Raw genomic sequence first — 23,993 nt, 5'->3', positions numbered from 1 at the left:
CAACGGCTCGGGCGGCCGGCACGCGAGCGGACCGGAGACGCTGGTGGTCACCCCGCCGACCTGGCGGCCGGACCTCACCGACCCGGCGGACCTGGTCGAGGAGGTGATCCGGCTGGACGGCTACGACAAGGTGCCCTCGGTGCTACCGGTCGCACCGCCCGGCCGGGGCCTCACCCCCGAGCAGCGTCGGCGCCGCTCGGTGAGCCGGACGCTGGCCGAGAACGGCTACGTCGAGGTGCTCTCCCCGCCGTTCGTCGCGGCGGAACTCTTCGACCGGCTCGGCCTGCCCGCCGACGACCCGCGCCGCATCGCCGTACGGCTGGCGAACCCGCTGGCCGAGACGGAGCCGCTGATGCGGACCACGCTGCTCGGCACCCTGCTCGGCACGCTGCGTCGCAACCTCGGCCGGGGCCACCGGGACCTGGCCCTCTACGAGATCGGTATGGTCTTCGAGCCCCGGGCCCGGAGCGGCCCACCGCCGGCGATGGGCGTCGAGCACCGCCCCAGCGACGAGGAGTTCCGGGCCGCCGACGCGGTGCTGCCGCACCAGCCGTGGCGGGTCGCCGCCGTCCTCTCCGGCGAGGTGGAACCGGCCGGCTGGTGGGGGGCGGGCCGCCCGGCCGGCTGGGCGGACGCCGTGCAGGCGGGGCGGATGGTCCTGGCCGCCGCCGGAATTCCGGCGGACCGGATCGTGGTCCGGCAGGCGGAGCATGCCCCCTGGCACCCGGGCCGGTGTGCCGAGTTCCGGGTCGACGACGTGGCCGTCGGGCACGCCGGTGAACTGCACCCGGCGGCACTGGCCAACCTGGAGCTGCCGTCCCGGACCAGCGCGCTCGAACTCGATCTCGACGCCCTGCCGGCCGCCCCGGTCGTGCCGGCGCCCCGGATCTCCAACTACCCGCCCGCACTGATCGACGTGGCGCTGGTGCTGGATGCCGGCGTACCGGCCGACGAGGTGCGCCGGGCGCTGGCCGAGGGCGCCGGTGAGCTGCTGGAGTCGGTCCGGCTCTTCGACGTCTACGCCTCGGAGCAGTTGGGCGAGGGGCGCCGGTCGCTGGCGTACAAGCTGGTGTTCCGGGCGCCGGACCGGACGCTGACTGGTGAGGAGGCGGTGGCCGCCCGGGACGCGGCGGTGGCCGAGGCCGCCCGCCGGTTCGGTGCGGTGCTCCGGGGCGCCTGACCGTACCCGTCCGGATGGTGGCCGCCACATCCCGTGTGGCGGCCACCACTCTTGTGTGGGTCTTTTCCTGTCGTCGTGTCCGCAGCTTGCCCGGAGAGGCACTCTCCGTTACGTCTTTCATCCTCTCTGCCCGGCGGCCGGTTTTTGCCGCCTTCCGCCACCCGATATCGCCGGACTCCGCCTGCCGGCGCCCACGTATCGATATCCAGATGTGATCTTGAATTGGCCCTGCTAAGTGGCTCTCAGGTAAGGTCGCCGACGACCCGATTCGGGCGGGGGGACTGCCAAGCAATGGCAGCTCACCGGCCTGATGCCCAGCGATGAGAGTCGAGACGGCGCGTCAGCGGTGGATCGCCGGCGTCCGCGCTCACCGGAACGGAGATCGTGTCCGCGTTAGCAGTGAAATCCCTCTACAAGGTCTTCGGTCACGGGGCTGAAACGGCGGTCCGGCGCCTCGCCGACGGTGCCCACCGCGACGAGGTACTGGCGGACCTCCCCGTGACCGCTGCGGTGATCGACGCGAATTTCGAGGTCCGACGGGGAGAGATCTTCGTCGTGATGGGCCTCTCCGGGTCGGGAAAGTCGACCCTCATCCGGATGCTCAACGGGCTGGTGCGGCCCACACACGGCAGCGTCGAGATCGACGGTGTCGACCTGACCAGGCTGAAGCCGGCCGCACTGCGCAAGCTGCGCCGCGAAAAGATCAGCATGGTGTTCCAGCACTTCGCGCTCCTGCCACACCGGAGTGTGTGGGAAAACGCGGGTTACGCGCTCGAAGCGGCGGGGCGCCCCCGTGCCGAGCGCCGTGAACGGGCGATGGACGCGCTGCGGATGGTCGGGCTGGAGAGCTGGCAGGACAAACTTCCGCAGGAACTCTCCGGCGGCATGCGCCAGCGGGTCGGTCTCGCCCGCGCCCTCGCCGCGGGCACCGACATCATGCTGATGGACGAGGCATTCTCCGCACTCGACCCGCTGATCCGTCGTGAGGTCCAGGACCAGCTCCTGGAACTGCAGGCCGCACTCGGCAAGACCATCATCTTCATCACCCACGACCTCAACGAAGCCATGCGGCTAGGCGATCGAATCGCCGTCATGCGGGACGGCCGGATAGTCCAGATCGGCACCGCCGAAGAAATTCTCACCGACCCGTCCAACGACTACGTCGCCCAGTTCGTGGCGGACGTGGACCGGACCCGGATCCTCACCGCGTCGTCGGTGATGGAGAAACCGCTGAACGTGGTGGACGTGAACGCCGGCCCTCGGGTTGCGGCACGGGCGCTGCGGGAGACGCAGACCTCGGCCGTGTACGTCACCGGACGTGCCAAGCGCTTCCTCGGTGCGGTCACCGAGGACCTGGTCGATCGAGCGGTCCGGGAGGGGCACAAGGACCTCGGCGACGTTGTCTCGACGGAGCACGTCCGGTCGGTGCCGGGCGACACTCCGGTCGCGGACCTCTTCGGTGCGTGCGCGGCGAGTACGTATCCGGTGGCCGTGGTCGACGATGAGGGACGGCTGGCGGGCGTGATTCCCCGGATCACCCTGCTCAATGCGCTCGGCAGTGTCGGCGCGGCCAGCTCCGCCGGGTCGGAGTCCGGTCCGCCGGAAGATTCCGGGCTGCCGAAGGAGGTCGGCGGAGCCGTCGCGACGGAGCCGAAGGGAGAACCGGTATGACAGTGGTCGACACTCCCCTGGACGACGTGCTGCCCTACGTCCCGGTGGGGGACTGGACCGAAGATGTGGTCGACTGGGCCACCAGACAGCTGGGACCGCTCTTCGACGCCATCGCCAGCTTCGTCGAATCGCTGGTCGACCCGCTGGTCGACCTGCTGACCGCGCCGCCGGCGATCGTCGTGGTGGTGCTCTTTGCCGCCCTCGGCTGGTGGCTGCGCGGCTGGAAGTTCGGGCTCGGTACGGCGGTCGGGCTCGGACTCGTGGCGGGGATGCCCTACTGGGACGAGACCATGCACACCCTCGCCCAGGTCATGGTCGCAAGCGCCCTGTCGCTGCTGTTCGCGGTGCCGACCGGCATCTTCGTGGCGGAGAACCGGCGCGCGTCGGCGGTGGCCCGGCCGGTGCTGGACCTGATGCAGACCCTGCCGGCGTTCGTCTATCTGATTCCGGCCATCTTCTTCTTCGGTATCGGTACCGTGCCGGGGGTGCTGGCCACGGTGGTGTTCAGCATGCCGCCCGGTGTCCGCCTCACCGAACTGGGCCTGCGCCAGGTGGACCGCGAGGTGGTGGAGGCAGGTGAGGCGTTCGGGGCGTCGCCGTCGATGATCCTGCTGCGGACGAAGTTGCCCCTGGCGTTGCCGACGATCATGACCGGTGTCAACCAGGTCATCATGCTGGCGCTGTCGATGGTGGTCATCGCCGGCATGGTCGGTGCCGGCGGCCTGGGTGACGTGATCATGCTTTCGCTTTCCCGGGTGCAGGTCGGCCAGGGATTCGAGGGGGGCATCGCCGTGGTGATCCTCGCGGTGCTCCTCGACCGGCTCACCGACTCGATCGGTGCGCGTTCCGCCCTGGCCAGGGCGGAACGCGCCACACAGCGGGCCTGAGCCCCACTCCGGACCCGCGCACCGTCCCGACCCGCAGGGAGGTCCGGTGCCGGCACCCTGCCTCGCCGTTCGCGAGTTCTGCCGGTGTCTCGGTAACAAGGAAGGAAACACCATGTGGAGCAAGACCTTGAGACGCGGCATCGCGCTGGCGGCCGCGGCCGCACTGGCGTTGGGCGCCGCCGCCTGCGGCAGCGATGCCGACGACTCCGGCTCGACCGGGGACTCCAAGAAGATCATCATCGGCTACATGGCATGGGACGAGGCCATCGCCGCCTCCAACCTGTGGCAGAGGATCCTGGAGGACAAGGGATTCGAGGTCGAGCTCAAGAATCTCGAAGCCGGTCTCGTCTACGGTGGCCTGGCCAAGGGTGACATCGACCTGTTCCTGGACGGCTGGCTGCCGCAGACCCACGCCGCCTACTGGGAGCAGTACGGCGACAAGCTCGAGAAAATCGGTGTCTGGTACGACAACGCCAGCCTGAGCATCGCCGTCCCGCAGTACGTCGACGGAGTCGACTCGCTGGAAGACCTGGCGGCTCAGGCGGAGACGTTCGACGGCGAGATCATCGGCATCGAGCCGGGTGCCGGACTCACCGCCGCCACCCAGGACAAGGTCATTCCCGAGTACGGCCTGACCGACGTGATGGACCTCAGGACGTCGTCCACCCCGGCGATGCTGGCCGCCCTCGACCGTGCCATCGCCGGCAAGGAGCCGATCGTGGTGACGCTCTGGCACCCGCACTGGGCCTACGCGAAGTACGAGTTGAAGGACCTGGCGGATCCGAAGGGCACGCTCGGGCAGGCCGAGGAGGTCACCACGCTGGCCCGTGCCGGGTTCGGTGAGGACTTCCCCGAGGTGACGGCGATGCTGAAGAAGTTCACGATGGACAGTCAGCAGCTCGGCTCGCTCGAGGACCTGATGTTCAACGTCCACAAGGACGACGAGGCCAAGGCCGTCGACGCGTGGCTGGACGCGAATCCGGAGTACCTCGGCTCGCTGAGCTGACCGCGCGACCGGCGGTTCGCCGACGCCGTCGGCCGGAGGCCGCCTCGCGGCGGAGGCCCCTGGGCGTCGGCACTGCCGTCGGCGTCGGGCGGCGGGAGCCCGTAGGCTCCCGCCGCCCGGCGGACGGATGCCCAGCTTCCCGCCCCGGATTCCAGGCGCCCAGGCCGCCGGTCAGGACGGCCCCGGGAGCCGGTTGATCATTCCGCGTGCCATAGCCTTGCAATCGTCGCCGGACGGCTGTACCGTGTGCTGCATAGAAATGCGGAGGTGAGTATGGGTATCCGGGTTGCGGTCGCCGGTGCGAGTGGCTACGCGGGCGGCGAGCTGCTCCGGCTGATCGCCGGGCACCCCGAGCTCGATCTCGTCGCCGCAACCGCACACAGCCAGGCCGGTCTGCCGGTCGCGGCCGTACACCCGCAGCTCACCGGCCTCGACCTGGTGTTCGGCCGGACCGAGCCGGCGGTGCTCGCCGACGCGGACCTGGTCTTCCTGGCCCTGCCGCACGGCGAGTCGGCGGCGCTGGCCGCCGCCCTGCCGGACGGGCTCCGCCTGGTCGACCTGGGTGCCGACCACCGGCTCACCGACGCCGCCGCCTGGACCCGCTACTACGGCGGCGCCCACGCGGGCGCCTGGACCTACGGGCTGCCGGAGCTGCCCGGCCAGCGGGCGGCGATCGCCGCCGCCACCCGGGTCGCCGCCACCGGCTGCTACGCGGTGACCACCATCCTGGCCCTGGCCCCGCTGCTCGCCGCCGGGGTGGCCGCCCCGCACGACGTGGTGGTGGTGGCCGCCTCCGGCACCTCCGGGGCCGGCCGGTCGGCAAAGCCGCACCTGCTGGGCAGCGAGGTGATGGGCGACCTCTCGCCCTACAAGGTCGGCGCACACCAGCACGTGCCGGAGATCAAGCAGGCGAGCGGGGCGACCGGGCTATCTTTCACCCCGGTGCTGGCTCCGATGCCGCGCGGCATCCTGGCCACCGTCACCGCACTGCCGGTCGGTGGCGCCGCGGTCGACCCGCGCGCGGTGCTGACCCGGGCGTACGCGGACGCGCCGTTCGTGCACGTCCTGCCCGAGGGGCGGTGGCCGCACACCGCCGCCACGCTGGGCGGAAACTCCTGCCACCTCCAGGCCACCGTCGACGTCGACTCCGGTCGCCTGATCGTGGTCAGCGCCATCGACAATCTCGGTAAGGGCGCGGCCGGCCAGGCGGTGCAGTGCGCCAACCTCATGCTCGGGTTGCCCGAGACCACCGGGCTCTCCGTGCACGGGGTCGCACCGTGACCGGCCGGGCACCCCGACCCGCCCGGGTGGCAGGCGCGGGCACGATCAACGGAACAGCCGACGACCAGGGAGGGACGGCGTGAGCGTCACCGCGCCCCGCGGTTTCCGGGCGGCCGGAGTGGCCGCCGGGCTCAAGTCCGGCGGTGCGCCGGACGTCGCGCTGGTGGTCAACGACGGGCCGGAGACGGCGGCGGCCGGCGTCTTCACGGCCAACCGGGTCAAGGCGGCGCCGGTGCTCTGGAGCCAGCAGGTGCTCCGGGCCGGTCTGGTCAGGGCGGTGGTGCTCAACTCCGGTGGCGCCAACGCCTGCACCGGTGCGCCGGGTTTCCAGGACACCCACGCCACCGCCGAGCACGCCGCCGTGACCCTCTCCGCCGCCACCGGCGGCGGGCCGGAGGTCGGCGCCGGCGAGGTGGCGATCTGCTCGACGGGCCTGATCGGGGAGCGGTTGCCGATGGACCGGCTGCTGCCGGGGGTGACCACGGCGGTGGCAGGGCTCTCCGCCGAGGGTGGACCGGCGGCCGCCGAGGCGATCATGACCACCGACACCCGCTCGAAGACGGTCGTGGTGGCCGGCGACGGCTGGACGGTCGGCGGGATGGCCAAGGGCGCCGGGATGCTCGCGCCGGCCCTGGCCACCATGCTCTGCGTGGTCACCACCGACGCGGTCGTCGGGCCGGCCATGCTCGACGAGGCGCTCCGGGCGGCCTGCCGGGTCAGCTTCGAGCGGGTCGACTCGGACGGCTGCCTCTCCACCAACGACACGGTGCTGCTGCTGGCCAGCGGGGCCTCCGGGATCGCGCCGGGCCAGGCCGAGCTGACCGACGCGGTCACCGAGGCGTGCCGGCTGCTGGCCCGGCAACTGGTCTCCGACGCCGAGGGTGCCAGCAAGGAGATCGCGATCGAGGTGGTCGGGGCCGCCGACGAGGACGACGCCGTCGAGGTCGGCCGCTCGGTGGCCCGGAACAACCTGGTCAAGACCGCGATCTTCGGCAACGACCCGAACTGGGGCCGGATCCTCGCCGCCGTCGGCACCACCGGCGCGGCCTTCGAACCGGACGCCCTGGACGTGGCGGTCAACGGCGTCTGGGTCTGCCGCTCCGGGGCCGCCGCCGAGGACCGGGCCAAGGTCGAGCTCTCCGGCCGGCAGGTGACGATCCGGATCGACCTGCACGCCGGCCCGGCGGAGGCGACGGTCTGGACCAACGACCTGTCGCACGCGTACGTGCACGAGAACTCGGCGTACTCCACATGATGCTGACCCGCGACCTGACCGAGGCGCAGCGGAAGGCGGCCACCCTCATCGAGGCGCTGCCGTGGCTGGAACGCTTCTCCGGCTCCACGGTGGTGGTGAAGTACGGCGGCAACGCCATGATCGAGCCGGAGTTGCAGCGGGCGTTCGCCGCCGACATGGTCTTCCTGCGCTACGCCGGGCTGCGGCCGGTGGTGGTGCACGGCGGCGGTCCGCAGATCTCCGCCATGCTGCGCCGGCTCGGCATCGCCAGCGAGTTCAAGGGCGGGCTGCGGGTGACCACGCCCGAGGCGATGGACGTGGTCCGGATGGTGCTGGTCGGCCAGGTGGGCCGGGAACTCGTCGGCATGATCAACGAGTACGGCCCGTTCGCGGTCGGGCTCTCCGGCGAGGACGCCCGGCTCTTCACGGCGGTCCGCCGGCCCGCGTACGTGGACGGCGAGCCGGTCGACATCGGCCAGGTCGGTGACGTGGAAGAGGTGCACGTCTCCGCCGTCGCCGACCTGATCTCGGCCGGCCGGATCCCGGTGATCTCGACCGTCGCGCCGGACGTCGACGGGGTGCTGCACAACCTCAACTCCGACACCGCCGCCGCCGCGCTCGCCGTCGCGCTGCAGGCCCGCAAGCTCGTCGTACTGACCGACGTGCCCGGCCTCTACGCCGACTGGCCGGACACCGACAGCCTGGTCTCGGAGATCACGATCGGGGAGCTCGCCGAGCTGCTGCCCAAGCTGGAGTCGGGCATGGTGCCGAAGATGGAGGCCTGCCTGCGGGCGGTCAGCGGTGGAGTGCCGGCGGCGCACGTGGTGGACGGGCGGGTGGCGCACTCGACCCTGCTGGAAGTTTTCACGTCGGAAGGATTCGGCACCATGGTGGTTCCCGAGCCGGGGGCGGTCCGGTCATGACCTCGACCCTGGTCGACCGCTGGACGCAGTCCATGATGGACAACTACGGCACCCCGCAGCTCGCGCTGGTCCGGGGCAGCGGCGCGGTGGTGACCGACGAGGCGGGCCGGGAGTACGTCGACCTGGTCGGCGGCATCGCGGTCAACACGCTCGGGCACGGCCACCCAGCGGTGGTCGAGGCGGTGTCCCGGCAGGTCGCCACCCTCGGGCACGTCTCCAACCTCTTCGTCGCCGAGCCGCCGGTGGCCCTCGCCGAGCTGCTGCTGGCCCTGGTCGGCCGGGCCGGCCGGGTCTTCTTCGCCAACTCCGGTGCCGAGGCCAACGAGGCCGCCTTCAAGCTCTCCCGGCTCACCGGGCGGAGCCGGGTGGTCGCCACCGACGGCGGCTTCCACGGCCGCACCATGGGTGCGCTGGCGCTCACCGGGCAGCCGGCCAAGGCCGACCCGTTCCGCCCGCTGCCCGGCGCGGTGACCCACGTCCCGTACGGCGACGTGGAGGCGCTGGCCGCGGCGGTCACCGGCGAGACCGCGATGGTGATCCTGGAGCCGATGCAGGGCGAGAGCGGCGTGGTCGTCCCGCCTCCCGGCTACCTAGCCGCCGCCCGGCGGATCACCGCCGAGCACGGCGCCCTGCTCGCGCTCGACGAGGTGCAGACCGGGATCGGCCGGACGGGGCACTGGTTCGCGCACCAGGCCGACGGCATCGAGCCGGACCTGATCACCCTGGCCAAGGGCCTCGGCGGCGGGCTGCCGATCGGCGCCTGCCTGGCCTTCGGCGAGGCGGCCGAGCTGCTCCGGCCGGGCGCCCACGGCACCACCTTCGGCGGCAACCCGGTGAGCTGCGCCGCCGCCCTCGCCGTCATCTCCACGATCGCCAACGAGGGGCTGCTCGACCACGTCAAGCGGGTCGGCGAGCGGATCCGGCGCGGCGTGGAGGCGCTGGAGCACCCGCTGGTCGCCGAGGTGCGTGGCAGCGGGCTGCTGCTCGGCATCGCGCTGCGGGCGCCGGCCGCCGCCGCGACCGCCGGAGTGCTGCGGGACGCCGGCTTCCTCACCAACCCGGTGCAGCCGGGCACGATCCGACTGGCCCCGCCGCTGATCCTCGGCATGGACCAGGCCGACGCCTTCCTCGCCGCCCTGCCGGCGGCGCTGGACGCGGCGACCCCGGGCCCCCTGGAAGCGCCGGCCGTGGCGGAGGCGGCGGGCGGCGCCGACCCGACCGGAGGGGTGGACTGATGCCCCGGCACTTCCTGCGCGACGACGACCTCAGCCCGGCCGAGCAGTCGGCGGTGCTGGACCTCGCCGCCCGGATGAAGGCGGATCGTTACGCGCTGCGCCCACTCGCCGGCCCCCGGGCGGTGGCGGTGCTCTTCGACAAGCCGAGCCTGCGTACCCGGCTCTCCTTCGACGTCGGCATCGCCGAGCTGGGCGGTCACCCGATCGTGGTGGACACCCAGGTCACGCACTTCGGCCGGGGCGAGTCGGTGGTGGACGCCGCCCGGGTGCTGAGCCGCTACGTCGCCGCGATCGTGCTGCGCACCTTCGGCGACGACCGGCTGGCCCAGCTCGCCGTCGGCGCCGACGTGCCGGTGGTGAACGGGCTGACCGACGGGTTCCACCCCTGCCAGCTCCTGGCCGACCTGCTCACCGTCCGGGAGCACTGTGGCGGCACCGCCGGCCGGACGCTGGCGTACCTGGGCGACGCCGCCAACAACATGGCGCACTCGTACCTGCTCGGCGGGGCCACCGCCGGGATGCACGTCCGGGTCGCCGGCCCGGCCGGTTACGACCCCGACCCGGCCGTGCTGGACCGGGCGGCCGAGATCGCCGCCGGCACCGGCGGCTCGGTACGCGTGCTGCGCGACCCGGCCGAGGCGGTCTCCGGCGCCGACGTGGTGGCCACCGACACCTGGACCTCGATGGGGCAGGAGGGCGACGGCCGGGACCGGGTCACCGCCTTCCAGCCGTACCAGGTCAACAAGACGCTGCTGGCCGCGGCCCGGCCGGAGGCCGTGGTGCTGCACTGCCTTCCGGCGCACCGGGGTGAGGAGATCACCGACGAGGTGCTCGACGGCCCGCGCAGCGCGGTCTTCGACCAGGCGGAGAACCGGCTGCACGCCCAGAAGGCCCTGCTCGCCTGGCTGCTGGAGCGGCCCGCCCAGCGGGGGCCCGGTGCGGCCGGCGGACCGTCGTCACGACCGGGCGACGAGCCCTCGCCCGCCTCGATCATCGCGTCCGTGGTCGGTGAGTCGGCATGACCGGCTCGCTCGCCGCCCGTGCGCTCCGGAGGCCGGCATGAACCGGCTCCGCCCACCCGCTCGGGAGGCCGGCGTGACCGGGCCGCTGACCCGGGCCGCGCGGCACGGCCGCATCGTCGCGCTGATCCGGGACCGCGCGATCCGCTCGCAGACCGAGCTGGCCGACCTGCTCGCCGCCGGCGGGGTCCAGGTCACCCAGGCCACCCTCTCCCGTGACCTGGAGGAGCTCGGCGCGGTCAAGGTGCGCGGCGGCGACGGGCCGGCCGTCTATCTCATCCCGGAGGACGGCAAGCGGCCGCTGCGCGACGCCGAGCAGGCGCCCGCCCGGCTGATCCGGCTGCTCCGCGAACTGCTCAACGGGGTCGACGCCAGCGGCAACATCGCCGTGCTGCGCACCCCGCCCGGTGCCGCCCAGTATCTGGCCAGTGCGCTGGACCGGGCGGGGCTACCGGAGATCGTCGGCACGATCGCCGGCGACGACACCATTCTCGTCGTGGCCCGCGAGGCCACCGGTGGCGCGGCGCTGGGGGAGAAGCTCTCCGCCTGGGCGGCCCGGGAAGAACATGTTGAAGGGAGCACCACACCATGAGCGAGCGTAGCGAGCGAATCATCACATTCAGTGCGGATGTGCCTCATGGCGGCCCGCAGCGCAGCGGAGGGGCGGCATGAGCGAGCGCGTCGTACTGGCGTACTCCGGGGGCCTGGACACCTCGGTCGCCATTCCGTACCTGGCCGAGCAGACCGGTGCCGAGGTGGTCGCGGTGGCGATCGACGTCGGGCAGGGCGGCGAGGACCTGGCCGTGATCCGCCAGCGGGCCCTGGACTGCGGCGCCGCCGAGTCGGTGGTGATCGACGCCCGTGAGGAGTTCGCCGCCGACTACTGCATCCCGGCGATGCGGGCCAACGCGCTCTACATGGATCGCTACCCGCTGGTCTCGGCGCTCTCCCGGCCGCTGATCGTCAAGCACCTGGTGGAGGCGGCGAAGTACTACGGCGGCACCATCGTGTCGCACGGCTGCACCGGCAAGGGCAACGACCAGGTGCGGTTCGAGGCCGGCCTCGGCGCTCTCGCCCCCGACCTCCGGGTGATCGCGCCGGCCCGGGACTTCGCCTGGACCCGGGACAAGGCGATCGCCTACGCCGAGGAGAAGGGGCTGCCGATCGACGTCACCCGCAAGTCGCCGTACTCGATCGACCAGAACCTCTGGGGACGGGCCGTGGAGACCGGCTTCCTGGAGGACATCTGGAACCCGCCGATCGAGGACCTGTACGCGTACACCGCCGACCCGGCGCAGTCGCGCGAGCCCGACACCGTGGTGGTCACCTTCGACGCCGGGGTGCCGGTGGCGGTCGACGGCGAGACGGTCACCCCGTACCAGGCGGTCCTGGAGCTGAACCGGCGGGCCGGCGCGCAGGGCGTGGGCCGGCTCGACATGGTCGAGGACCGGCTGGTCGGGATCAAGAGCCGCGAGGTGTACGAGGCGCCGGGCGCGATCGCCCTGATCATCGCCCACCAGGAGCTGGAGGCCGTGACCATGGAGCGGGACCTGGCCCGGTTCAAGAAGGGCGTCGACCAGCGCTGGGGCGAGCTGGTCTACGACGGCCTCTGGTTCTCGCCGCTCAAGCACGCCCTCGACGCGTTCGTCGACGACACCCAGCGGCACGTCAGCGGCGAGGTGCGGCTGGTCCTGCACGGCGGTCGCGCGGTGGCGACCGGCCGGCGCTCCGAGGCGAGCCTCTACGACTTCGGCCTCGCCACCTACGACACCGGCGACACCTTCGACCAGTCCCTGGCCAAGGGTTTCGTGCAGCTCTGGGGCCTGCCGAGCAAGCTGGCGGCGGCCAGGGACGCCCGGTTGGGCGGCATCGACAGGTGACCTTCAAAATGGTCGGCGTGGACGACAAGAGCCTGACCGAGAACAGCGCCGGGACAAACCGTACGAGCCTCTGGGGTGGCCGGTTCGCCGGCGGCCCCGCCGAGGCGTTGGCCCGGCTGTCGGTCAGCGTCCAGTTCGACTGGCGGCTCGCCCCGTACGACCTGGCCGGCTCCCGGGCACACGCCCGGGTGCTGGCCGCCGCCGGCCTGCTCGACCCGGACGAGCTGGGCCGGATGCTGGCCGCGCTCGACGACCTGGAGGCGGCGGTGCTGACCGGCACCTTCCGGCCCACCGTCGAGGACGAGGACGTGCACACCGCGCTGGAACGCGGCCTGCTGGAACGGCTCGGCACGCTCGGCGGCAAGCTGCGGGCCGGCCGGTCCCGCAACGACCAGGTCGCCACCGACCTGCGGCTCTATCTGCGCGACCACGCCCGGGGCCTGGGCGGGCGGATCGTCGGGCTCGCCGACGCGCTGGTCGAGCAGGCGGCCCGCAACCTGGAGACCCCGGCGCCGGGGATGACGCACGTGCAGCACGCCCAGCCGGTCACCTTCGGGCACTGGCTGCTGGCGCACGTCCAGCCGCTGCTGCGGGACCTGGAGCGGCTGCGCGACTGGGACCACCGCGCGGCGGTGAGCCCGCTCGGCGCGGGCGCGCTGGCCGGTTCCGGACTGCCGCTCGACCCGGTGGCGGTCAGCAGGGAGCTGGGCTTCCGGACCTCCTTCGCCAACTCCATGGACGCGGTCGCCGACCGCGACTTCGTGGCCGAGTTCCTCTTCGTCACCGCGCTGCTCGGGGTGCACCTGTCCCGGCTCGGCGAGGAGGTGGTGATGTGGACCTCCCAGGAGTTCGGCTGGGTGGAGCTGGACGACTCGTTCGCCACCGGTTCGTCGATCATGCCCCAGAAGAAGAACGCGGACGTCGCCGAGCTGGCCCGGGGCAAGTCGGGGCGGCTGATCGGCGGGCTGGTCGCCGTGCTGACCATGCTCAAGGGGCTGCCGATGGCGTACGACCGGGACATGCAGGAGGACAAGGAGCCGGCCTTCGACGCGATCGACACCCTCGACCTGGTGCTGCCGGCGCTGGCCGGGATGGTCTCCACCATGACGGTCCGGGCCGACCGGCTCGCCGCCGCCGCCCCGGTCGGATTCTCGCTCGCCACCGAGGTCGCCGACTGGCTGGTCCGCAGGGGCGTGCCGTTCCGTGAGGCGCACGAGGTGACCGGCCGGCTGGTGGCGCTCTGCGCCGCCCGCGAATGCGAGCTGGACGAGGTCTCCGACGACGACCTGCGGCTGGTCAGCGAGCATCTGGATCCCGGCGTCCGGGACGTGCTCTCGGTCCGCTCCGCGCTGGCGGCCCGGACCACGCCGGGCTCGACCGGGCCGGGACCGGTCGCCGACCAGCTCGCCGCCGCCACCGACCAGCTCGACGGCTGGCGGGAGTGGTCCACCGAGCGGGTCGTGCCACGTACGTAGCCCCGCCGGGCCGGGTCGGCGGGGTACGGAGCGTCCGGCCGATGGCGGACCGCCCGGGACGTCGATAATCTTCATTTCCGGACGTCCCCGGCGACGATGGGTGGTGAGCTGCGTTGAGGTCGCTGCCGGCGATCTACCGTCTGCCGAAGGACATGATCGGCGGCTTCGTGGTCACGGCCGTCTTCGTCATGCTGCCCGTCGGCTTCGCCGCGCTCGGCACCGGCCTGCCCGGCTGGCTCTCGGCGGTGATCCTGCTCGGTACCCCGGCCCTGCTGCTCGGGGTGTGCCTGCGGGTGGGCCGGATGGGGACGGTGGTGGGCGCCGACGGGATCGTCCGGCGGGGCTTCCTCGGCGACCGGAGGTACGGGTGGTCGGAGATCCGTGACTTCCACCTGCACGACAACCGGGGCGTCACCCGGATCGGGCCCTTTGCCGTCACCTCCCGCTTCGTGGTGGCGGTCTACGACCACCAGCACCGGCGGCGCTGGACGCTCTTCTTCCTCGACGAGCGGGCCTTTCCCGGGGAGCGCGGTTTTCTCGAGGAGTTGGAGGAGATCGTCCAGCTCTGGCAGCAGCGCCGCGGCACCTCTCGGGCCCCACGGTAGCGGCGACACCCTCTCGGGCCCCGAGCCGGCCGGGGTGGCGCGAAGGCCACCCTCTCCTCCGGGGCAGCTGTGAACTTGAGGTTTACAGTGCTATCGTCGAGCACTGTAAACCTCAGGTTGTCGGGAGTGGTGGCAATGGTAGAGACACGCCGGGCGGCAGCGTCGGTGGACCAGCTCCCCGGGGAGGAACACGACGAGCTGCGCGGCGACGTCGTCGAGTTCAGCCGGCGGATCGTCGGGGTGCTGGCCGGACATCCGTCGTCCGCCGGCCCGGACGCCGGGTCGAAGCCCGGCGACGTCGACGACGAGCGGGCACGCCGCGCGGCGTACCTGCGGCGGGTCCGGGCCGGCCGGGCGGCGCAGGCGCTGCTCGCCGAGGTGACGGCTCGGTGCGCTGCCGAGGACGCGGCGGATGCCGTCTGGCTCGGTGCCAGCCTCGCCGACCTGGGGGAGTCGACCGGCAGCAGTCGACAGGCGGCCCGGAAACGCTGGCCCGAACTCGGCCGGATCCACCGGGTCCGGCGCTGGGTCTCGGGGCACGCCGACGACCTGGTGACCGTGTTCCGGATGGTTCTCGACCAGGCGCCCGGCTACACCGCCCCGGAGGGCTCCGCCGAGGCTCTCGACCGGGCGGTACGCGCCCTGCACGCGGCGCTCGCCGAGACGCTGCGATCCCGCGACTCCGGCTCGGTGCTCGATCCGGCGACGGGACGCCCCGTCCGGTGGCGCCGGCTGGCGGACGCGGTGGACCGGGACCTTCGTACCCTGGTCGCTCTGGCCGGCGGAGGCACGCCGCAGGCGGCGACCGCGCTCGCCGCTGCCCGGGGTGTGCTGGCGCACCATGACGCGGTCGCGCGGGACGCGCAGGGGTGACCGAGGGCGGGATGCCGTGCGGGGAGGGGAGCCGGCGCGGCTACCCGCGGCCCGGATCCTCGCCGTGGCCATCCCGGGACGGCTCCTGCCGTGACCCGTCCCGGCGGAGCGGTCCGTGGTCGCCGCCGCCGGAGCGCTGACCTCGGTTCTGCCTGGTGCGTTGTCGTGGTGCGGTCCGCCCCGCCGAGCCGTTCGGGTGGCCGGCGCGGCTGCCGGGGGAGGGCGTCCCGGATCCGTTGTCGTGCTCCGGGCAGGGCAGGGCGGAGACCCGGACCAGGGCGTCGAGGTGGCCGAGCGGGCTGCCGTCCCGGGCGAGTCGCTGGCCGCTGATCCAGACCCACTGGTTGTCGTAGTAGGTCGAGAGGTCGAGGCGGACGAACTCCACCAGGAGACGGAGCGGGTGGTTGCCGTACCGCCAGTCCTCCTTGGCGATCTCGAGTACGGTGCCGGGGCGGACGTTGAGGGCCGCGGGCGGTTCGCTGCTCATCGGAACCGCCGGGCCGGGGTGTTGCGGCGTACGCCGATACTGGCGCAGGCCGGGCAGCTCAGGCTGTTGCCGCACCCGGCGCACCAGCGGCGGGATGTGCGGTAGGTGCACAAGCCGGCGATGAATCCCAGTCCCATCCCGGCGATCGCTGCCGCGGTGACATACATGATGGGCCCTCCAATTCGGCGACTGAAAGTTACCTTTGCGTCGCCCGTGGCGGCCGGCAAGACCGCGAGACGAGATCCCTAGCGAGTGAGCAATTGAGTCTCATGAATCATCGCCGCAGGTCGTGCGGGGAGCAGTCGATCTCGTACGGGTCCGGGCGGCCGGGGCCGGCTACCGGTCCGGAGGCGTGGCGAGGACCGCGAGGATCTCGCCGATCTGGTGGTCGCGTTCGAGTGGGTGCCGCAGCGGCAGCGTGGGGTGGAGCTGGTAGTGGTTGCGGCGGCCCTCCCGGGTCGCGGTCAGGTAGCCGGACTCGGTGAGGTCGGCGACGATGCGTTGTGCCGCGCGTTCGGTGATCCCGACCCGGGTGGCCACGTCCCGCAGCCGTATGCCGGGATCCCGGGCTATACAGAGCAGCACGTGGGCGTGGTTGGTCAGGAAGGTCCAGTCCGGCACGTCGGTCATCGTAGAAAAGCCGCCATGCCTTTCGCGAATACCGGAACGTCTCTGCGGACGGCGGTGCGGCGGGATGGTGGGGCGGTGCCGTGGCCCTGTGGGGTGGCGGTTGCTCAGGACGCCCCGGATGTCGTCGCCGCACGCCCGTGCTCCGGGCCGGCCGGTCCGGCCGGGTCGGGTGCCGGCTCGTCGGGGCCGTCGGGACCGCGTCGGGTGGAGACCAGGCTCCAGAGGATCGCGGCGCCGACGGTGACCACGATGACGCCGAGCGTCACCGGGATGGGCAGCTTGCCGACCGGGGTCTCCGACAGGATCAGCTTCACACCGGCGAAGGCGAGCAGCACGGCCAGGCCGTAGTGCAGGTGCACGAAGCGGCGCAGCAGGCCGGCCAGGCAGAAGTACAGGCTGCGCAGGCCGAGGATGGCGAACGCGTTCGCGGTCCAGACGATGAAGGTGCTGGTGGTGATGGCCAGGATCGCCGCGACCGAGTCGATCGCGAAGATCAGGTCACTGGCCTCGACCGCGATGAGTACGACGAACAGCAGGGTGGCCACCCGCCTGCCGTCGACCTGCGTGAAGAACCGGTCGCCGTGGTAGCGGGCGTCGGTGGGAAGGAGCCGGCGGACCAGCCGTACCACCGGGTTGCGGTCCGGTGGGCTCTGCTCGCCGTGCCGAAAGGCCATCTTGTAACCGGTGTAGACGAGGAACGCACCGAACAGGTACGCCGTCCAGAAGAACGTCTCCAGCAGCTCCGCGCCGACGAAGATGAAGGCCAGTCGGAACGCCAGGGCACCGAGCACCCCCCAGAACAACACCTTGTGCTGGAAGGCGGCGGGTACCGCGAAATAGGTGAAGATCAGCGCGAAGACGAAGACGTTGTCGATCGACAGCGCCTTCTCGATGAGGTAACCGGCGAAGTAGGTGCCGGCCATATCGCCGCCCTGCCAGGCCCAGAGCAGCACGCCGAAGAGCAGGCCGGCGGCGATCCAGACCCCCGACCAGACCGCGGCCTCCCGGAAGCCGATCACGTGGTTGTCGCGGTGCAGGAACAGGTCGACGGCGAGCATCGCCGCCACGGCCAGCATGACGGCGACCCAGGCCCACCAGGAAACAGACAACGGGGAGACCTCCGACCATCCGGCCACGAGCGGCGTGGCCTCGCTGTGGTCGACGGTCTCCCCGGGCCACCGCACCGGTGGCCGCACCACCGGGGCCCGGATCCGTCGGGCCCGTATTGACGGCGGTGCGTGGAGCTTCGGGTACTCCCCCTCGAACTACGTCTCAGTATTCATGACATCCGAGTCGTGTGTCAACCGCCCCACCGGACGGGTCGGACCCGGCCGTGGTGTCCTGTGCCGTATGACGTCCGTGGACGACTTCGCCGCCCTGCTGGCCGGTCCGGTGGTGCCGGCGGCACGCGGGCTGCTCGGCGCCACCCTGTCGGCGGGCCGCGTCACCGTCCGGATCACCGAGGTGGAGGCGTACGCCGGCAGCGGTGGCGACGCGGCCTCGCACGCGCACCGGGGTCGTACCCCGCGCAACTCCGTGATGTTCGGGCCGGCCGGGCACGCCTACGCCTACTTCACCTACGGCATGCACTGGTGCGTCAACGTGGTCACCGGGCCGGACGGTGCGGCGTCCGCCGTGCTGCTCCGGGCCGGCGAGGTGATCGAGGGCGTCGAGATCGCCCGGAGCCGGCGCACCGCCGTACGCCGCGACGTGGACCTGGCGCGGGGACCCGCCCGGCTCTGCGCGGCGCTCGGCCTGGACCGTACCGTCTACGGCCGGTACCTGCTCGGCGACGGTCCGGTCCGGCTCCGCCCGCCGGCCGCACCGGTCCCGCCGGAGGCCGTCGCGGTCGGGCCGCGGGTCGGTGTCACCGGGGCGCACGACGTGCCGTGGCGGTTCTGGATCGCCGGGGACCCGACGGTGAGCACCTACCGCCGGCACGTGCCCCGCGCGGCCGGCCGGGGGCGTGCGGAAGGACGTTCCCGGTAACCGAAGCCGCGCCCGCGCGTCGGGCCCGCGCCGTGGTGTCGCCACGACGCGGGCCCGACGGTTGACGACCGGGGCCGGTGCCCTGCCGGCCGGCCGTCGGAAGTGCTGGCCTACGGGAAGTTGCTGCTGGCCTACGGGAAGTTGTTCAGGTACTGCACCTGGTTGGCGGTGTTGGCGGTACCGCCGGAGTTGTTGATGATCCGGTTGATCGTGCCGACGCCACCGAGCGAGACCGTCACCATGTTGTGGAACCGGACGCCCGAGGTGACCGGCACCTCGAAGGAGCGTTCGTTCACCACCGACGGGTTCACGTTGAAGTAGCAGTAGCTGCCCAGACCCCACGCCTCGTGACTGGTCACCGAGTCGGCCACCTTGTACGCGGCGTAGCCCCGGGTCGACCCGTTCATCCAGGCCGCCTGGTTCGGCGGGTCGTACGGCTTCTCGTTCTGCAGGAAGTAGGTCCGCCCGCCGTTGCCGTTCCAGATCACCTCGTACTTCTGGAAGTGCTCGACGAAGAGGCCGTACATGGTGACGTTGTTGCCGTTCACCACCAGGCCGGTGTCGGCGGTGTTGACGTTCCAGCCGTACGTGCCCGGGTCGCCGTGGTCGGCCCGCCACAGCCACATGTGGTCACCGATCACGTTGTGGCTGTTGATCCGGAGGCTGGTGGTCGCCTTGCCGGGCACCGCGCCGCCGATCCGGAAGAAGACGTCGTGCAGCGAGGTGGGGTTGGCGGCGTGGCTCGCCGACGAACCGGCCGGGCCGACCTCCATCAGCACCGACGAGTTGGTCGCGCCGGCCTCGAACATGATGCCGGCGACCTTCACCCCGTCGACGTCGGCGACCGTCATCGCGGTGATGCCGTTCTGCGGCTCGATGGTGGCCAGGCCGAGGCCGAGCACCACCGTGTCCGGCCGGGTCACCCGGATCGTCTCGGTGGTCCGGTAGAGACCGGGGGTGAAGAGCAGGTTCCTGCCCTGGGCCAGCGCGGCGTTGATGGTCGCCGCGGTGGTGCCGGGCCGGACGACGAAGAACTGGCTCAGCGAGATCGACGAGCCGACCGGGGTCTTGTTGTACCAGCTCGTACCCTGGCTGTTGGTGCGGATGCCGGGCACGAAGACCCGGTACTCGCCGCTGCCGTCGACATAGAGGAACGGCTTCTCCCGGACCACCGGGGTCTGCGCGACCACGGTGTGCGAGGGGTTGGGGAAGTGCGGCGCCGGAGCCCCGGTCACCCCGGTGAAGACCATGTTCCAGACGGAGCCGTTCCAGCTGCCGAACTCGCTGTTCCGGGAGTACCACTGCTGCTGCGAGCCGGAGACGACCTGGCCGTCGATCTTGGTGTCGGCGAGCAGGCCGCCGCTGGCCCAGCCGTCGCCGCCGTTCCAGAGCTGGATCTGGTTGCCGGTGCCGCGCAGGTGCATCCGCCGGTACGGCGCCGCCTGGGAGACCGCCCAGCGTTCCACGATCGTGCCGGCCGGCAGGGTCACCGAGAGGTTCTCCGCGGCCCGCCAGAAGTTCTGGGTGGCGTTGCCGCCGAACCAGAACGCCTCCGCCCGGACGTGCCCGTTGAGGTTGACGTCGTCCGGTGACATGCCGAGGCCGGCCACCTGGGTGAAGAAGCCGAGGTTGACGTCGGCGGTGTAGCTGCCGGGCTTGAAGAGCACCGCGTACCGCCGGGGGGCGAACTGCGCGGTCTCCTGCTCGGCGAAGATGGAGTTCAGCCGGCTCTGGATGGTCGACGTCGGTGTCGACGGGTCGAAGACGAAGGTGTTCGGCCCGAGGTTCGGGTTGCGCGGGTCGGTCGGCTCGACCGGGGGATCGCCGGGGCCACCGCCGCCGAACTCGCCGATCACCTGGAACTCCCAGAGCGAGTAGCCGTAGCCGGTGGCGCGGGTGGTGCCGTACATCCGGACGTACCGGCCGGAACCGGAGACGTTCAGCGTCTGGATGCCGCCGCTGCCGCTGGTGGTGCTGTAGACGTTGGTCCAGCTGCTGCCGTTCGCGGAGACCTGGATCTGGAACGCCCGTCCGTACGCGGCCTCCCAGTTCAGCACGACCTGGCTGATGGTGGCGGTCGCGCCGAGGTCGACCTGGAGCCACTGTGGATCACTGAATGCGCTGGACCAGCGGGTGCCGGTGTTTCCGTCGACGGCGGCCGAGGCGGCGAAGCCGCCACCCTCGGTGGAGGAGGCGGTGGCCGGCCTGCCCTGCGAGATCAGCGTCGGCGCCGCGTTCGCCGCCGGGGTGGGACCGGCGAACGGGGTCAACGCGAGCAGCAGCGCCGCGGCGAGCGAGCCGGCGAGCCGGCGGGTCCCGGGCCGCCGGCCGGGGGACGGCCGGGACTGTCCCGGGGACGGCCGGGACGGACTCGGTGGTACCCGGGATGGAAAACGATGAAAAATCATGATCCTGCCTGTCGGTGCGGAGGTGGGCCGGCACCGCCCGCTCCCGAGGACCGGGGCGGGCGGCCCGAGCGGTGTCGGGATGGGCGGTGTCGGATGGGTGCCGACCGCCGGGGGTGTGGCTGCTGCTGCGGCTGTGGCGGCGTGCTGCGGCTGTGGCGGCGTGCTGCGGTGGGGGTTGACGGACGGTGAGCCGGAATGTCGGCGCCGACCTGGGAAGACGGACGTCGGGGGTGGCCGTCGACCGGTCGGCTCTGGACGGTAGAGAGCGCTCTCGCGGAAGCCCGAGTGTTGCGCCCGGGTTCCGTCGCCGTCAAGACATCAATTTATTACGACGTAATTTATCCCAGATGCCGGAACATGCACAGATGCAAGGAAGGGGCCCTTGTACAACAGAAAGCGATAAGCGGGGGCCCTTCCTTACCGGCGTCAGCCGGTAATGCCGCCGGCGGCGAGGAGGCGGGCGACGGGGAGGGTGGCGGCGCCGAGCGCCACCGCGTCGACGCCGAGCTGACCCAGCTCGATGGTGGCCTGCTCGTACGGCTTCTGCAGCGCCTGTCCCGCCGCCGCCTCGCGGATCGCGGGCAGTAGGTGCGCGCCGAGCGCCATGCCGGCCCAGCCGCCCAGCACCACCCGCTCCGGGTTGAACAGGTTGATCAGGTTCGCCACGCCCGCGCCGAGGTAGCCGGCGGTCTCGGCCAGCACCTGCCGCGCGGTCGCGGAGCGGGGCGCCGCCTCGATCAGGGCGCCCAGCCGGGACTCCTCGTCGGCCCCGGGAACCGGCCGGCCCTGGCGCGCCTCCCGGTAGCGGTCGAGGACGCCCTCGGCACCGACGTACGCCTCCAGGCAGCCCCGGGCGCCGCACCGGCAGGGCCGGCCGTCGTAGACCAGGGTGGTGTGCCCCCACTCGCCGGCGCTGCTCGACACGCCCCGGTACATCACCCCGTTGGTCACCACCGCCGCGCCGACGCCGGAGCCGACCAGCGCGAAGACGGCGTGCCGGCTGCCCCGCCCGGCCCCGAACCACATCTCGGCCTGGCCCAGCGTCTTCGCGCCGTTGTCGACGTGCACCGGCAGGTCGACCTCGGCCCGGATCAACCGCTCCAGCGGTACGCCGTGCCAGCCGAGCGTCTGGGCGTGCACGACCGCCTCGCCGTCCTGCACCACCACCCCGGAGACGCCGATGCCGATGCCGAGGATGTCGGTGGGCGGCACCCCGGCCTTCCCGGTCACCGCGTCGAGCCCGGCCAGGATGTGCCGGACCACGGTGGCCGGCTCCGGGCCGGCGGCGTCGAGCGGGTAGTCCGCGCTGGCCAGCATGGTCATCGCGAGGTCGAAGAGTTCGACCCGTACCCGGGTCTCGCCGACGTCGACCCCGGCGACCAGGGCGTAGCGCGGCGCCACCCGGAGCATCATGCTGGGGCGGCCACCGTCGGACTCCACGGCACCGGCCTCGACCACCAGGCCCGCACCGATCAGGTCGCCGACCACGTTGCTGACGGCGGGCTGGCTGAGCCCGGTGAACCGGGCGAGGTCCTGCCGGGTCAGCGGACCTTCGAGGAACAACTTCGACAGCAGGGCGGACCGGTTGCGCTGCCGCACGAACCGGTTGGTCGTCCGTTCCAGGTCCACCCACCACCTCGATAAACCCGGGTTCGCCGGGGGTCACTGTACGGCTCGTCCTTGACGGGCGAGCCGGTACACACTTTAATAACCGCGTAAATTAAGCCTTGATGGAACCCCTTCGGTGGCGCTCGCTCCACGTCCGCCGACGGTGCTCGTGCCCGTACCGCTCCACCACCCCGGCCGCCCCGAGGGCCCCGTTTCCGGCGCACCAGCCGGGCGGGCCGGCGGGGCCGCCGGCCGACGCAGAAGGGCAAGTCGTGTCCAGACGACACCTCGCAATGGTCGTCGCGGCCCTGCTGACGACCGCCTCCCTCGCCGCCTGCGGCGACGGTGGCGGCTCCTCGGAGGGCGCGGCGAAGACTCTCACCTACTGGGCCAGCAACCAGGGCGCCAGCATCGAGTTCGACAAGCAGACCCTCCAGCCCGAACTGGACAAGTTCACGCAGCAGACCGGCATCACGGTCAACCTCGAGGTCGTGCCCTGGTCGGACCTGCTCAATCGGCTGCTCGCCGCCGCCACCTCCGGCAAGGGCCCGGACGTGGTCAACATCGGCAACACCTGGTCGGCCTCGTTGCAGGCCACCAACGCGCTGGTCCCGTTCGACGACGAGACCCTGGGCAAGGTCGGCGGCAAGGACCGGTTCGTGCCGGCCGCGCTCGCCGCCGCCGGCGCGCCCGGCAAGCCGCCGGCCGCGGTGCCGCTCTACAGCCTGGCGTACGCGCTCTACTACAACAAGAAGATGTTCAGCGACGCCGGCATCGCCGCACCCCCCGGCACCTGGGAGGAGCTGGTCGAGACCGGCAGGAAGCTGACCAGGTCCGGTCAGTGGGGCCTGGCCGTGGAGGGCGCGAACCCCTCGGAGAACGCCCACCACGCCTTCGCCTTCGGGCAGCAGTGGGGCGGCGAGTGGTTCGACCCGGCCGGCAAGCCGACGTTCGACACCCCGCAGAACGTCGCCGCGGTCAAGCGGTACGTCGACCTGATGGCGGTTGACAAGATCGTCAACCCGAGCAACGCCGAGTACGCCCAGAACCAGTCCGTCGCCGACTTCGCCAACCGCAAGGCGGCGATGCTGCTCTGGCAGGCCGCCGGGTCGAACCTCAAGGCACAGGGGATGAGCCCGGACGAGTGGGGTCTCGCCCCGGTGCCGTTCCCGGCCGTCACCCCGCCCGGCGGCAAGAAGATCAACAGCATGGTCGCCGGCATCAACATGGCGATCTTCAAGCACACCGAGAACCTCGACGGTGCGCTCCAGTTCGTCAAGTTCATGACCGGCGACGAGGAGCAGGTCATCCTCAACAAGACCTACGGCTCGCTGCCGTCGGTCAAGACGGTGAGCGCCGACCCGGCGTTCCAGGCGCCGGAGCAGAAGGTGCTCGGCGAGGTCCTCGCCACCACCGCCGCACCGCTGCCGCAGGTGCCCGAGGAGAGCCAGTTCGAGACCCTGGTCGGCACCGCCATGAAGGAACTCTTCGCCGACGCCGCCGGTGGCAAGCCGGTCACCGAGGCGTCGGTCAAGGAGAAGCTCGGCGTGGCGCAACAGAAGATGGGCAGCTGAGCCGCGACGCCGACGGTTGACCGTGGAG

The 23,993-nt window shown here is 72.0% G+C and carries 20 protein-coding genes and 1 pseudogene; 16 read left to right on the top strand and 5 right to left on the bottom strand.

Annotated features, from left to right (window positions below; genetic code table 11):
- Positions 1-28: 28 nt before the first annotated feature.
- From ACN27G_RS17130 to ACN27G_RS17065, 14 genes and pseudogenes are all read left to right on the top strand, one after another.
- Positions 29-1,180: pseudogene (locus tag ACN27G_RS17130) on the top strand (phenylalanine--tRNA ligase subunit beta); the annotation flags it as partial.
- Between the two features lie 381 nt (positions 1,181-1,561).
- On the top strand, positions 1,562-2,851 hold the full coding sequence (locus ACN27G_RS17125; protein WP_421497347.1) for a quaternary amine ABC transporter ATP-binding protein: 1,290 nt from the start codon (positions 1,562-1,564) through the stop codon (positions 2,849-2,851).
- The gene (locus ACN27G_RS17120; protein ID WP_421493811.1) at positions 2,848-3,738 is read left to right on the top strand and encodes an ABC transporter permease; all 891 of its coding nucleotides are present in this window, start codon (positions 2,848-2,850) and stop codon (positions 3,736-3,738) included. Before ACN27G_RS17125 ends, ACN27G_RS17120 begins: the two co-directional genes overlap by 4 nt.
- 112 nt (positions 3,739-3,850) lie before the next feature.
- On the top strand, positions 3,851-4,744 hold the full coding sequence (locus tag ACN27G_RS17115) for a glycine betaine ABC transporter substrate-binding protein (protein WP_421493810.1): 894 nt from the start codon (positions 3,851-3,853) through the stop codon (positions 4,742-4,744).
- A gap of 273 nt (positions 4,745-5,017) precedes the next feature.
- A complete protein-coding gene (gene argC / locus ACN27G_RS17110) occupies positions 5,018-6,025 on the top strand; it encodes an N-acetyl-gamma-glutamyl-phosphate reductase (protein WP_421497346.1) in 1,008 nt (335 codons plus the stop codon).
- Between the two features lie 79 nt (positions 6,026-6,104).
- Entirely contained in the window at positions 6,105-7,280 is a 1,176-nt protein-coding gene (argJ, locus tag ACN27G_RS17105) for a bifunctional glutamate N-acetyltransferase/amino-acid acetyltransferase ArgJ (protein WP_421493809.1), read from the top strand.
- Positions 7,277-8,182, top strand: a complete 906-nt coding sequence (gene argB / locus ACN27G_RS17100; RefSeq protein ID WP_421493808.1) for an acetylglutamate kinase — start codon at positions 7,277-7,279, stop codon at positions 8,180-8,182. The genes argJ and argB overlap by 4 nt, the downstream gene beginning before the upstream one ends.
- Positions 8,179-9,417, top strand: a complete 1,239-nt coding sequence (locus tag ACN27G_RS17095; protein ID WP_421493807.1) for an acetylornithine transaminase — start codon at positions 8,179-8,181, stop codon at positions 9,415-9,417. The genes argB and ACN27G_RS17095 overlap by 4 nt, the downstream gene beginning before the upstream one ends.
- A complete protein-coding gene (argF, locus tag ACN27G_RS17090; protein WP_421493806.1) occupies positions 9,417-10,439 on the top strand; it encodes an ornithine carbamoyltransferase in 1,023 nt (340 codons plus the stop codon). The genes ACN27G_RS17095 and argF overlap by 1 nt, the downstream gene beginning before the upstream one ends.
- 73 nt (positions 10,440-10,512) lie before the next feature.
- Positions 10,513-11,028 (top strand): arginine repressor, encoded by a 516-nt coding sequence (locus tag ACN27G_RS17085; RefSeq protein ID WP_421497345.1) that lies wholly within the window; start codon positions 10,513-10,515, stop codon positions 11,026-11,028.
- A 76-nt stretch (positions 11,029-11,104) separates the two neighbouring features.
- Positions 11,105-12,316 (top strand): argininosuccinate synthase, encoded by a 1,212-nt coding sequence (locus tag ACN27G_RS17080; RefSeq protein WP_421493805.1) that lies wholly within the window; start codon positions 11,105-11,107, stop codon positions 12,314-12,316.
- Positions 12,317-12,324: 8 nt separating this feature from the next.
- On the top strand, positions 12,325-13,791 hold the full coding sequence (argH, locus tag ACN27G_RS17075; protein WP_421497344.1) for an argininosuccinate lyase: 1,467 nt from the start codon (positions 12,325-12,327) through the stop codon (positions 13,789-13,791).
- Between the two features lie 113 nt (positions 13,792-13,904).
- On the top strand, positions 13,905-14,396 hold the full coding sequence (locus tag ACN27G_RS17070) for a PH domain-containing protein (RefSeq protein ID WP_421493804.1): 492 nt from the start codon (positions 13,905-13,907) through the stop codon (positions 14,394-14,396).
- A gap of 135 nt (positions 14,397-14,531) precedes the next feature.
- Positions 14,532-15,269: a hypothetical protein gene (locus ACN27G_RS17065; RefSeq protein ID WP_421493803.1), complete on the top strand. Its 738-nt coding sequence runs from the start codon at positions 14,532-14,534 to the stop codon at positions 15,267-15,269.
- 40 nt (positions 15,270-15,309) lie between these two features.
- On the opposite strand, the gene ACN27G_RS17060 is transcribed toward ACN27G_RS17065, so the two are convergent.
- From ACN27G_RS17060 to ACN27G_RS17050, 3 genes are all read right to left on the bottom strand, one after another.
- Positions 15,310-15,831 (bottom strand): hypothetical protein, encoded by a 522-nt coding sequence (locus ACN27G_RS17060; RefSeq protein ID WP_421493802.1) that lies wholly within the window; start codon positions 15,829-15,831, stop codon positions 15,310-15,312.
- Between the two features lie 261 nt (positions 15,832-16,092).
- Complete coding sequence (locus tag ACN27G_RS17055) at positions 16,093-16,377, bottom strand: helix-turn-helix transcriptional regulator (protein ID WP_421493801.1); 285 nt, start codon at positions 16,375-16,377, stop codon at positions 16,093-16,095.
- A gap of 113 nt (positions 16,378-16,490) precedes the next feature.
- Positions 16,491-17,495, bottom strand: a complete 1,005-nt coding sequence (locus ACN27G_RS17050; protein ID WP_421497343.1) for a TerC family protein — start codon at positions 17,493-17,495, stop codon at positions 16,491-16,493.
- Positions 17,496-17,736: 241 nt separating this feature from the next.
- Here ACN27G_RS17050 and ACN27G_RS17045 point away from each other — a divergent pair, with 241 nt between their 5' ends.
- Entirely contained in the window at positions 17,737-18,375 is a 639-nt protein-coding gene (locus ACN27G_RS17045) for a DNA-3-methyladenine glycosylase (protein WP_421493800.1), read from the top strand.
- Positions 18,376-18,506: 131 nt separating this feature from the next.
- On the opposite strand, the gene ACN27G_RS17040 is transcribed toward ACN27G_RS17045, so the two are convergent.
- The gene (locus tag ACN27G_RS17040; protein WP_421493799.1) at positions 18,507-20,783 is read right to left on the bottom strand and encodes a discoidin domain-containing protein; all 2,277 of its coding nucleotides are present in this window, start codon (positions 20,781-20,783) and stop codon (positions 18,507-18,509) included.
- Between the two features lie 426 nt (positions 20,784-21,209).
- The gene (locus ACN27G_RS17035) at positions 21,210-22,412 is read right to left on the bottom strand and encodes an ROK family transcriptional regulator (protein WP_421493798.1); all 1,203 of its coding nucleotides are present in this window, start codon (positions 22,410-22,412) and stop codon (positions 21,210-21,212) included.
- Between the two features lie 251 nt (positions 22,413-22,663).
- Here ACN27G_RS17035 and ACN27G_RS17030 point away from each other — a divergent pair, with 251 nt between their 5' ends.
- Positions 22,664-23,965: an ABC transporter substrate-binding protein gene (locus tag ACN27G_RS17030; protein WP_421493797.1), complete on the top strand. Its 1,302-nt coding sequence runs from the start codon at positions 22,664-22,666 to the stop codon at positions 23,963-23,965.
- Positions 23,966-23,993 lie beyond the last annotated feature (28 nt).

It is taken from the genome of Plantactinospora sp. WMMB334, from assembly GCF_049179095.1.
Taxonomy (GTDB): Bacteria; Actinomycetota; Actinomycetes; order Mycobacteriales; family Micromonosporaceae; genus Plantactinospora.
Note: the sequence above shows the minus strand (reverse complement) of the source record. Positions and strands in the feature narration are given on the sequence as shown.